The organism is Mesorhizobium sp. M1A.F.Ca.IN.020.06.1.1, from assembly GCF_004023265.1.
In the GTDB taxonomy this organism is placed as follows: Bacteria; Pseudomonadota; Alphaproteobacteria; order Rhizobiales; family Rhizobiaceae; genus Mesorhizobium.
Genome location: NZ_RZSR01000101.1, coordinates 1 through 9,924 on the forward strand (window position 1 = coordinate 1; position 9,924 = coordinate 9,924).

Annotated in this window: 9 protein-coding genes and 1 pseudogene; 5 read left to right on the forward strand and 5 right to left on the reverse strand. The window is 64.7% G+C overall.

Annotation, left to right across the window (positions count from 1 at the left end; translation table 11 throughout):
* From EOA60_RS07115 to EOA60_RS07130, 4 genes and pseudogenes are all read right to left on the reverse strand, one after another.
* Nucleotides 1–304, reverse strand: a pseudogene (locus EOA60_RS07115) (2-hydroxyacid dehydrogenase); the annotation flags it as partial.
* The gene (locus tag EOA60_RS07120; protein ID WP_067324144.1) at nt 301–1,323 is read right to left on the reverse strand and encodes a LacI family DNA-binding transcriptional regulator; all 1,023 of its coding nucleotides are present in this window, start codon (nt 1,321–1,323) and stop codon (nt 301–303) included. The gene EOA60_RS07120 and the pseudogene EOA60_RS07115, both read right to left, overlap by 4 nt.
* Before the next feature lie 60 nt (nt 1,324–1,383).
* On the reverse strand, nt 1,384–2,268 hold the full coding sequence (locus EOA60_RS07125; protein WP_164748277.1) for a DMT family transporter: 885 nt from the start codon (nt 2,266–2,268) through the stop codon (nt 1,384–1,386).
* Between the two features lie 339 nt (nt 2,269–2,607).
* The gene (locus EOA60_RS07130) at nt 2,608–3,015 is read right to left on the reverse strand and encodes a DUF2000 family protein (RefSeq protein ID WP_127335279.1); all 408 of its coding nucleotides are present in this window, start codon (nt 3,013–3,015) and stop codon (nt 2,608–2,610) included.
* 33 nt (nt 3,016–3,048) lie between these two features.
* Between EOA60_RS07130 and EOA60_RS07135 the strand changes: the two genes are divergently transcribed.
* Nucleotides 3,049–4,017 (forward strand): AraC family transcriptional regulator, encoded by a 969-nt coding sequence (locus EOA60_RS07135; protein WP_128293504.1) that lies wholly within the window; start codon nt 3,049–3,051, stop codon nt 4,015–4,017.
* 57 nt (nt 4,018–4,074) lie between these two features.
* On the opposite strand, the gene EOA60_RS07140 is transcribed toward EOA60_RS07135, so the two are convergent.
* Complete coding sequence (locus EOA60_RS07140; RefSeq protein WP_095824423.1) at nt 4,075–4,545, reverse strand: MarR family transcriptional regulator; 471 nt, start codon at nt 4,543–4,545, stop codon at nt 4,075–4,077.
* A 358-nt stretch (nt 4,546–4,903) separates the two neighbouring features.
* On the opposite strand from EOA60_RS07140, the gene EOA60_RS07145 reads away from it, so the two are divergent.
* From EOA60_RS07145 to EOA60_RS07160, 4 genes are all read left to right on the forward strand, one after another.
* Nucleotides 4,904–5,965 (forward strand): GTP-binding protein, encoded by a 1,062-nt coding sequence (locus EOA60_RS07145; protein ID WP_067003322.1) that lies wholly within the window; start codon nt 4,904–4,906, stop codon nt 5,963–5,965.
* 233 nt (nt 5,966–6,198) lie between these two features.
* The gene (locus EOA60_RS07150) at nt 6,199–7,173 is read left to right on the forward strand and encodes a WD40 repeat domain-containing protein (protein WP_095824360.1); all 975 of its coding nucleotides are present in this window, start codon (nt 6,199–6,201) and stop codon (nt 7,171–7,173) included.
* A gap of 190 nt (nt 7,174–7,363) precedes the next feature.
* Nucleotides 7,364–8,740, forward strand: coding sequence for an aspartate aminotransferase family protein (locus EOA60_RS07155; protein ID WP_095824361.1), 1,377 nt, complete (start codon nt 7,364–7,366; stop codon nt 8,738–8,740).
* Nucleotides 8,741–8,751: 11 nt separating this feature from the next.
* Nucleotides 8,752–9,924 (forward strand): glutamine synthetase family protein (locus EOA60_RS07160; RefSeq protein ID WP_206628107.1); only part of this gene is annotated, 1,173 nt, incomplete at its 3' end.

Below are 9,924 nucleotides of genomic sequence, written 5' to 3' on the forward strand. Positions count from 1 at the left end.
CGTCGGGCGTGTTGGTGACCATGACGCCGCGGGTCGCGGCATGACGAGCGTCGACGGAGTCATAGCCGACGCCGAAATTGGCGATGATCTCGAGATTCGGCAGCGCGTCGATCATGGCCGCGCTGATGCCGCCGAAGGAGGCGATGCCGCGCACGCTCTCGCGCATCTCGCCGGTGACGAGCGACGGATCGGCGCGCTCGATCCGCACGCGCTTGAACGCCTGGTCGATCCGGCCGATGGCATGGTCGTTGAAACGGCCCGGCACCAGGACGGCGACCGGCGACTTCGCTTCTGTCTGTGTCATTGACGCTCCACCGGCTTGCCGGTGGACTGGCGTACGTGCAGCTCCGGCTTGATCAATTCCTGCGACGGCCGCACGGCCTGCCCGTTCAGCTTGTCGAGCAGCGCGCTGGCGGCGCGGCGGCCGACCTCGCGCTGGCCATTCCAGACCGTGGTCAAGGCCGGCGTTGCTATCGCAGCCTCCTCCAGGTCGTCGTAACCAGTGACGGAGATATCGACGCCCGGCACCAGACCGGCGCGCGCGATGCCGTTCATCAGTCCGATCGCAACCAGATCATTCCAGCAGCAGGCGGCGGTCGGCTTGTCCTTCAGCGCCAAGAACTGTCCTGCAGCCTCGAAACCGGCCTGCTTGGTGCGCGGTCCAGGAATGCGCCAGGACGGCTTCACCTCCAGCCCGGCCGCTTCCATGGCGTTGACGTAGCCCTGGTAGCGGTCGCGGCCGGTCGAGGTCTGGTCCGTGCCGCCGATCATGGCGATGCGTTTGTGGCCGAGCGAGATGAGATGGTTGGTCGCGAGTGCCGTGCCATAGGCATCGTCGCCGCGGAAGACCGGCACGTCGGCGCCGGTAACGGTGCGCGCGATCAGCACCGCCGGGAGGCCGTTTTCCTCGGCCATGATGATGTCCTCGGCCGGCGTGCCTATGGCCGGCGACATGATGACGCCGTCGGCGCCGAGCTGCAGCAGCGTGTCGATGAAGGTGCGCTGCTTTTCCAGCTGGTCATAATGGTTGGACAGGATGAAGGTCTGGCGGCTGCGGTCGAGCTCGCTTTCTATCGAGCGCAGGATCTCGGCAAAGAACGGGTTCATGATGTCGTGCACGACGACGCCGACAATGCCGGAGCGCGAAGTGCGGAGCGACGCGGCCCGTCGGTTGTAGATATAGCCGATGGCGCGCGCGTGCTCCTTGATGCGCTCGCGCGTCGACCCCGCGACCAGCGGGCTGTCGCGCAGTGCCAGCGAAACCGTTGCCGTGGACACGCCAAGCGCATCCGCGATCGTCGAAAGCTTGATCTTCTGTGCCAGCCTTGGTCCCCGGGCCTTTAAACTGTTTAAATGGGGCTTATGCCATCGATCGAGGGCAAATCAAAGTTTTTTTGCCAAGCCCTCGGCTTCCGTGTCCAAGGAAGCGGAATTGTGCAAGCGAAGCCTGTGCTCGCGGTGGATGATGAAGAGGCCGCTGGCGACGATGATGGCCGCCCCGAGCAGGGTCCAGCGGTCGGGAAACTGGTGGAAGATCAGCCAGCCGGAGATGATCATCCAAATCATCTGCGAATAAGGGTAAGGCGCGAGCGCCGTCGTCGTCGCCAGGCGATAGGCCTGGACCAGGAGCCAATGGCCGCCGGCGCCGAAGACGCCGAGCATCAAAAGGATCACCCAGTGCCAGCCGTCCTGCGGCAGGGACAATGAGAAGGGCAGCATGGGCAGGAGCAGCACCGCCGGCGCCAGCGCCGAGAACAGGATCAGGCTTTCGGATGTCTCCGTCGACGACATGCGCCGGGTCATGATGACGTAAAAAGAGTTCGACAGCATCGAGCCCAGCGCGAAGAGATGGCCCATGCCGAACACGCCGACGCCGGGCCGGGTGATGATGAGGACGCCGACGAAGCCGGTGAGGATCGCCAGCCAGCGCCGCCAGCCCGCCCACTCGCCGAGCAGCGGGCCGGCCAATGCGGTGATCACCATCGGGCCGAAGAAATAGATCGAGGTGGTCTCAGCGAGCTGCAGCGTCCTGAGCGCCAGGATGTTGAACATGGTCGAGCCGAAAAGCAGACATCCGCGCAGAATGTGCGCCGGCAGGTTATTGGCGCGGAAGCGCGACGGCTCGCGCCAGCCGCGAAGGAAAACCCCGACAAGCAGGACATGCACGATGAAGCGGGCCCAGGCGACGATCAGCGCCGAGACGCCGGCGAGCACCAGATATTTGCTTGAGGTGTCGAGAAAGGTGAAGCAGACATAGACGCAGAGCATCAACAGCATCGCCGCGGGCGGCGTCGCGCTGTCGTCGTGATTTTTGGGAACGCTCAAAATCGGGCCGGAGGAGAGGTAGACGCCACCCTTTTGCGGCAATCGCCGCCGGCCGGCAAGCCAAAAGCGACTGGCCCAACAAGACGTGTCGACAGGCTTAGAGCGCAGTGCCTTGGCGATCAGCAGAACGTTCCTTGCTCGTCCGCCCGGGCGGAGCAAGGAGCGACGCGACGCGCGCAGACCCCAGGCTGACGAAGCAGGGAGGTCGCGGCCAATCTCGAACGTGCGCGACGTCGTCCGGACGAATGGTCAATCAGCCACCAAGAGCATCCTCCCCGAGGGTCAAGCATGCATGCGGGCGCCCTTGGTAATCTTGTCGACCAGCTTCTTTTCGGCGCGCAGCGCGATGCCGACGATCTTGGCGTCGTCCGGCGCGAATTCGGCGAAAACGGCGCGGTTGGCCAGGTCATGGCCGGTGGAGAACATCTCCTCGACATAGGCCGATGTCGTCACGCCGCGCTCCAGGGCCCGGCGGTGGATCGCAGCAAGCGTCGGCTCGTCCGCCGACAGCACGATAACGGGCTGGACCGAGAGCGGATTGAAGAGATTGCCGGCGCGGTCGCAATAGGGCTCGCCGATGATTTGAGGAGATTGCGCGACGATGCCGCTGGTCAGGAAAGCGGTAACGTTGAGCTTCTGCCAGACGGCGAGATCTTCCTTGAGGACCATTGCAAATTTCGTATCGAACACCAAAATGTTTCTCCCGGATGTGCATGAGGGACCATGGCGCACGATCTAGGCAATGAGGCGCTGGGAGGTCTTGAACGTTCGTGCGCTGAGGACGACCGGATCGTTTCGGCGCCCGGTGCCACGGGCCTCGAGCGCATCGAGGCGCGTTTCCACGGCAATGCCTTCGAATTGCACCGCCACGACACCTACGCCATCGGCGTGACGCTGGACGGCGTGCAGCGCTTCCACTATCGCGGCGCGCTTCGGCACAGCGTGCCCGGCCAGGTGATCGTGCTGCATCCCGACGAACTGCATGACGGCGGCGCCGGCACCGAGGACGGCTTACGCTACAGGATTCTCTATCTCGAGCCGTCGCTGCTGCTTGACTGCCTCCACGGTTCGCCGCTCCCTTTCGTTAAGGATGCTGTGGTGAGCGACCCTCAGTTGCGCGGCACGCTGCTGTCGGCGCTAACACCGCTCACCGAGGAACTCGACGACCTGTTCGTGGCGGATTTCATCGCGCAGCTGGCGCAGCAATTGAAACGCCATGCCGGACAGCCGGCAAAATCAGCGGGAAAAATCGCGTGGCGGGCTGCCGCGCTGGCCCGCGACTATCTCGAAGAAAACGCTGAACGGCCGGTGCGCTCCGACGAGCTGGAGGCGGTTACCGGCCTCGACCGCTACGCGCTGTCGCGCCATTTCCGCGCGACCTATTCGACAAGCCCGCATCGCTTCCTGTTGATGCGCCGGCTGCAGCGGGCGCGACGCATGATCGAAGCGGGAGAGCAGCTTGCCCAAACAGCTGTTGCGGCCGGCTTCAGCGATCAGAGCCATTTCAACCGGCATTTCAAGAAGGCGTTCGGGCTGACGCTGGGCGACGCTGGTGCGCGACGCGTAGCGTCGTCGCCCTTTCCGCCAAGCCGATGCTTGGTGGTGCCTGAGGCGACGATGCTGTGCATCGCGCTTGGGTCGCTCGAGACGACGCTTACGCGTCGCTCGTGGTCACCAACGCCCAGCGGCTAAGCGACGATGCTGCGCATCGCGCTCACGCGTCCTCGAGACGACGCTGCGCGTCGCTCGTTAATCATCCAGCTCGGCGTCGTCGTCGATGAGGATCAGGGCCTCGTTCGACAGGTTGGCCTCGATGCGGGCGAGCAGCTTGAACAGCGCCTTCTGGTCTTTCTTGTCGAGACCCCTTAGCGCCTGCTTCTCGGTCTTCTTGACCGATTTCTCGATGGCGCGGATGGTTTCGCGGCCGGAGCCGGTGAGGAAAATATGGGCCTGGCGGGCATCGGCGTTGGAGGCGCGCTTTTCGAGAAAACCCTGCGCCTGCAGCCTGTTGATGGTTTTTGTGATCGTCGGCGGACGTACGCCGAGCTTGTCGGCGAGATTGCCGGGTGTCTGGCCGTCTTCGCGGTCGAGCGCCAGCATGATCTGGTCCTGGCCGGCGTAGAAGCCATGTGCCAGAAGGCGCGCAGCAAGCGCCGTGCGCGCCAGCCGCGCTGCCGAATGCAGCCGGTTCATAGTCGCCGTTCTGTCCGCCTTGGCCATGGTCATTCCCTCTTCGGCCGAACCGGCGCGGGCAGCATAGAGGCTGTCCGGCGGCTGGCAAATGACGATTTAACGAGTCCGGCCTGCAAACACTTTGCCGGCAAGCATTGCGTTGCCCGCGCAGGTGATGCCAGATGTTTATTTCAGTTAGATGACAAACGACTTTTGGCCCGCCGGCATTCACAGCGGAACATCCCGGAGGGGCTCTGATGCCGTGCGGCTGCCCTGTTCCTTTAACCCACTGCGGCTGCCCCGATCGGGACCGGCTGGCCCATCGGTTTGGCGCGTGCAAAAGCGCGGCTCACGTCCTATATGAGGGCCGACAAATCCTTCGAGCACAGATTTTTCGAGGCAGGCCATGAGCGATGCACAGACGCAGATCCCCGTAACCGTTCTCACCGGCTATCTCGGCGCGGGCAAGACGACGCTGCTCAACCGCATCCTGTCGGAGAACCACGGCAAGCGTTACGCGGTCATCGTCAACGAGTTCGGCGAGATCGGCATCGACAACGATCTGATCGTCGAATCCGACGAGGAAATCTATGAGATGAACAATGGCTGCGTGTGCTGCACGGTGCGCGGCGACCTGATCCGCGTCGTCGAGGGCCTGATGCGGCGGCCCGGCCGTTTCGATGCCATCGTGGTCGAGACCACTGGTCTGGCCGACCCGGTGCCGGTGGCGCAGACCTTCTTCATGGACGACGATGTGCGCTCCAAAACCAAGCTCGACGCGGTGGTGGCGCTGGTTGACGCCAAGCACCTGCCGCTGCGCCTGAAGGACTCGAAGGAGGCCGAGGACCAGATCGCCTTCGCCGATGTGGTGGTGCTGAACAAGACCGATCTCGTCACTCCCGAAGAGCTCGAAAAGGTCGAGGCGACGATCCGCGCCATCAACCCGGCGGCCAGGATCCATCGCACCCAGCGCGCCGGTGTGGCGCTCGGCGAAGTGCTCGACCGCGGCGCCTTCGACCTGTCACGCGCGCTGGAGAACGATCCGCATTTCCTCGAGGCGCACGACCACGATCACGACCATGAATGCGGTCCGGATTGCGATCACGACCACCACCATCATCACGACGGGCACGATCACCATCACCACGGCCATCCTTCCGACATCCATGATGTCACGGTGAAGTCGGTCTCGCTGCGCGGCGGCGAGATGGATCCGAAGAAGTTCTTCCCCTGGATCGAGAAGGTGACCCAGATGGAAGGGCCGAACATCCTCAGGCTTAAGGGCATCATCGCGCTGAAGGGCGACGAGGATCGCTATGTCCTGCAAGGCGTGCACATGATCCTCGAAGGCGACCACCAGCGCGCCTGGAAGGACGGCGAGAAGCATGAAAGCCGGCTGGTCTTCATCGGCCGCGATCTCGACGCCGAGCGCCTCAGGAAGAGTTTTGAAGCTTGCCAGGCGGCTTGATTTCCGGACTTTCAGGCGTTAGCGCTGCCCCTACTTTCCTTCTCCCCTTGTGGGAGAAGGTGGCCGAGCGAAGCTCGGTCGGATGAGGGGTGTTCCAGCTTGGCGATGACGGCACTCCGTCGAACACCCCTCAACCGTCTTGGCGCTACGCGCCAATCCACCTTCTCCCACAAGGGGAGAAGGGGGAGTCACACCTAGCCGCGCCGGCTGGTGAAATCGAATGGACCATCCCCATGCCGACAGTCGCCCCGCTTGATCTCGAAGGCCATTGCGTCGCCGCCGTCTTCCTCGGCGACGTGCCGCATTTCGCTTTGGCCGACGGCGCGATCCATCGGCTCGACAATGGGCACAAGACCGTACAGGCGAATGACGGGCTGCTCGCCGCCTTCCACGATGCGGCGAACGACCGCCTGATCACCGGCGGCGAGGACGGCAAGGTGTTTGAGGTCAAGGCCGGCGGCGAGGCGAGCGAACTTGCCAGCGCCTGCAGAAAATGGATCACCAGCGTTGCGGCGGGCCCTCAGGGTGCGGTCGCCTATGCCTCGGGCAAGACGGCGTTCGTCCGTTTCGCCGACGGCAAGATCAAGGAATTCGCCCATCCGCGCTCGGTGGAAGGGCTCGCCTTCTCGCCCAAGGGCATGCGCTTCGGCGTTGCCCGCTACAACGGCGCGACGCTGCATTTTCCTGCGGCGGAGGGCAAGCCGGTCGAGCTCGAATGGGCCGGCGCCCATACCGGGATCAGCTTTTCGCCGGACGGCGCTTTCCTGATTACCACCATGCAGGAAAACGCGCTGCATGGCTGGAAGCTGGCCGACGGCAAGCACATGCGCATGAGCGGCTATCCGGGCAAGGTCAAAAGCCTGTCCTGGAGCGTGAAGGGCAAATGGCTGGCGAGCTCCGGCGCGCCGGCGGCGATCGTGTGGCCTTTCGCCAGCAAGGACGGGCCGATGGGCAAGGCGCCGCTGGAGCTCGGCACGCGCGGCAATACCATGGTGACGTGCGTTGCCTGCCATCCCAGCCAGGAGGTCACCGCGATCGGCTATGAGGACGGCATGGTGATCGCGGCCCGCTTCGCCGACGCCAAGGAAGTGCTGCTGCGTCGTCCCGGCAAAGGCGCCATCACCTCGATGATGTGGGACAAGGAAGAGCGCCGCATCGTCTTCGGCAGCGCGGCCGGCGATTGCGGCGTGATCGACATCACGGCGTAAGGGATTAGGGGAATAGGGCGCCAATGGAATAGGGAAAGGAAAGCCTTCCTCCGCTGTCTTCCCAATGCCCTACTCCCTTAATCTCTTCATCCCTTAATCCCTACTGCCTGAGCCAACGCCCGCCCCCTGCGCGGCCAATTGCGGTTTTGCCGACCGGTTGGCAGAGTGCCGCGCGAGAAAGAGGGGCTTCATGCATTCAATCGACCGGACTTCCATCGGCGGCATCGCCGCCGCCCGCATAGCCGAGCTGCGCGAGGCCGAGGCGGCCGCCTTCCGCAAGGCGCGGCCGAAGTCCGAGGCCAAGGTTGGCAACGGCATGGCCGGCTTCCTCGGCGGCGTGCCGATGCATTGGATGACCGACTGGCCGACGCCATTTGCGATCCTGGTCGACAGCGCCAAGGGTGCCACGATTACCGATGTCGACGGCAACAAGCTCGACGATTTCTGCCTGGGCGACACCGGCTCGATGCTCGGCCATTCGCCGCCGCCGGTCGCCCGCGCCATCCGCCGGCAGGCAGCACGCGGCCTGACCTATATGCTGCCCAGCGAGGATGCGCTGGCGATCGGTCCGCTCTTGCAGCAGCGCTTCGGCCTGCCCTATTGGCAGATCGCCACCACCGCCACCGATGCCAACCGCTTCGCCTTGCGGGTCGCCCGCGCGGTGACGGGGCGCGAAAAGATCCTGGTCTTCAACGGCTGCTATCACGGCTCGGTCGACGAGACGATGGTGCGACTGATCGACGGCAAGCCGGTCAACCGGCCTGGGCTGGCAGGCGAGTTCCGCGATCTCACACGGGCAACCAAGGTTATCGAATTCAACGATATTGCAGCATTGGAAACGGCACTTGGCGACCGCGATATCGCCTGCGTGATCACCGAACCGGTGCTGACCAATTCCTGCATGGTGCTGCCGGAACCCGGCTTCCACGACGCGCTGCGGCGCCTCACCCGCGCCGCCGGCACGCTGCTTTTGATCGACGAGACGCACACCATTTCAACCGGGCCCGGCGGTTACACGCGAAAGCACGGGCTGGAGCCGGACCTGTTCGTGCTCGGCAAGCCGGTGGCCGGAGGCGTGCCGGCCAGCATCTGGGGCATGAGCGAGGAGGTCGCGACGCGCTACAGCACCTACAATCGCAGCAAGGAACCCGGCTATTCCGGCATGGGCACCACGCTGTCGGCCAACCCGCTGCAATTCGCGGCGATGCGGGCGACGCTCGAAGAGGTAATGACCGAGGAGGCCTATGCGCATATGGACCGGCTGGCGCGCCGCCTCGACGCGGGGCTCTCCGCCGTCATCGAGCGAAACAAGCTGCCTTGGCATGTCGCGCGCGTCGGCGCCCGCGTCGAGTTCATCTGCACGCCCGGGCCGCTCAAGAACGGCGGCGAGGCGGAGAAGGCACATGCGCCGGAACTCGAAGCCGCCGTCCATGTCGCGCTGGTCAATCGCGGCGTGCTGATCGCGCCGTTCCACAATATGATGCTGATCTCGCCGGCGACGACCGCGGCGCAGGTAAGCCGCCTGATCGCGGCTTTCGCCGCGGTTGCCGCCAGGCTTACGGCATGAGACAAGCGGCTATGGACAATCCGAGCACAGTTGTGACCTCCCCTTCGGGCTCGACGCCGGCCGAGGCGAAAGCGTTTCTCGCCGCCCATCCCGACATCGAGGCCTTCGACATCGTGCTCACCGACGCCAACGGCATCGGCCGCGGCAAGATCGTGCGCCGGCACGAGCTGATGAGCATTTTCGAGGGCGGAAGGCATATGCCGATCTCGATCCTCGGCCTCGACATCACCGGTGAGGATGTTCACGAGACCGGGCTGATCTGGGACACCGGCGACGGCGACCTCAGGGCATGGCCGGTTCCAGGCACGCTGGTGCCGCTGCACGGCACCAAGCCGCCGCGCGGCCAGGTGCTGATGGCGATGTATCGTCTCGACGGCCAGCCGATGACCTCCGATCCGCGGCTGGTGCTGGCAAGGCAAGTCGGGATCCTGGCGGCGCGCGGCCTGCATCCGGCCGGCGCCTTCGAACTGGAATTTTTTCTGCTTGCCAATGAGCGCGATGCCGACGGCAAGGTGCAGGCGGCGCGCGCGGTGCTCGACGGGCGCCGCTCGGGCAAAACGGAAGTCTATTCAGTCGACCACCTGCACGGCATGGAGCCGCTGTTTTCCGACATCTACGCCGCCGCCAGGGCGCAAGGCATTCCGGCCGAGACGGTGATTTCCGAATATGCGCCCGGACAGTACGAGCTGACGCTCAACTACCGCAAGGACGTGATGCGGGCGGCCGACGACCTGGTCATGCTGAAGCGGCTGGTGAGGGCGCAGGCGCGCCGGCACGGCGTCACCGCCTGCTTCATGGCCAAGCCGATCGAGGCCTATGCCGGTTCGGGCATGCATTTCCACGTCTCGCTGCAGGACGATGCCGGCCGCAACGTCTTCTCCGAAGCTGCCGGCGAGAAATGGTCGCCAAGCCTGCTCAACGCGCTTGGCGGCCTGATCCACACCATGGCGGAATCGATGCTGGTGTTTGCGCCGCATGCCAATTCATGGCGGCGTTTCGTGGCGCAATCCTATGCGCCGGTGGCGCCGACCTGGGGCGTCAACAACCGCTCCGTGGCGTTGCGCGTGCCGGCGGGCGATGCGATGAACCGGCGTATCGAGCACCGGCCGTCCGGCGTCGACGCCAACCCTTATCTTGTGGCGGCGACGGTGCTGGCGGGCATCGTCAAGGGCCTCGACGAGGCC

Excerpts from the sequence above, each read along its gene's own strand:
- EOA60_RS07125 (WP_164748277.1), bottom strand. The coding sequence starts at position 2,268 with ATGCTCTGCGTCTATGTCTGCTTCACCTTTCTCGACACCTCAAGCAAA.
- EOA60_RS07135 (WP_128293504.1), top strand. The coding sequence starts at position 3,049 with ATGGCGCACGATCTAGGCAATGAGGCGCTGGGAGGTCTTGAACGTTCG.
- EOA60_RS07140 (WP_095824423.1), bottom strand. The coding sequence starts at position 4,545 with ATGGCCAAGGCGGACAGAACGGCGACTATGAACCGGCTGCATTCGGCA.
- EOA60_RS07145 (WP_067003322.1), top strand. The coding sequence starts at position 4,904 with ATGAGCGATGCACAGACGCAGATCCCCGTAACCGTTCTCACCGGCTAT.
- EOA60_RS07150 (WP_095824360.1), top strand. The coding sequence starts at position 6,199 with ATGCCGACAGTCGCCCCGCTTGATCTCGAAGGCCATTGCGTCGCCGCC.
- EOA60_RS07155 (WP_095824361.1), top strand. The coding sequence starts at position 7,364 with ATGCATTCAATCGACCGGACTTCCATCGGCGGCATCGCCGCCGCCCGC.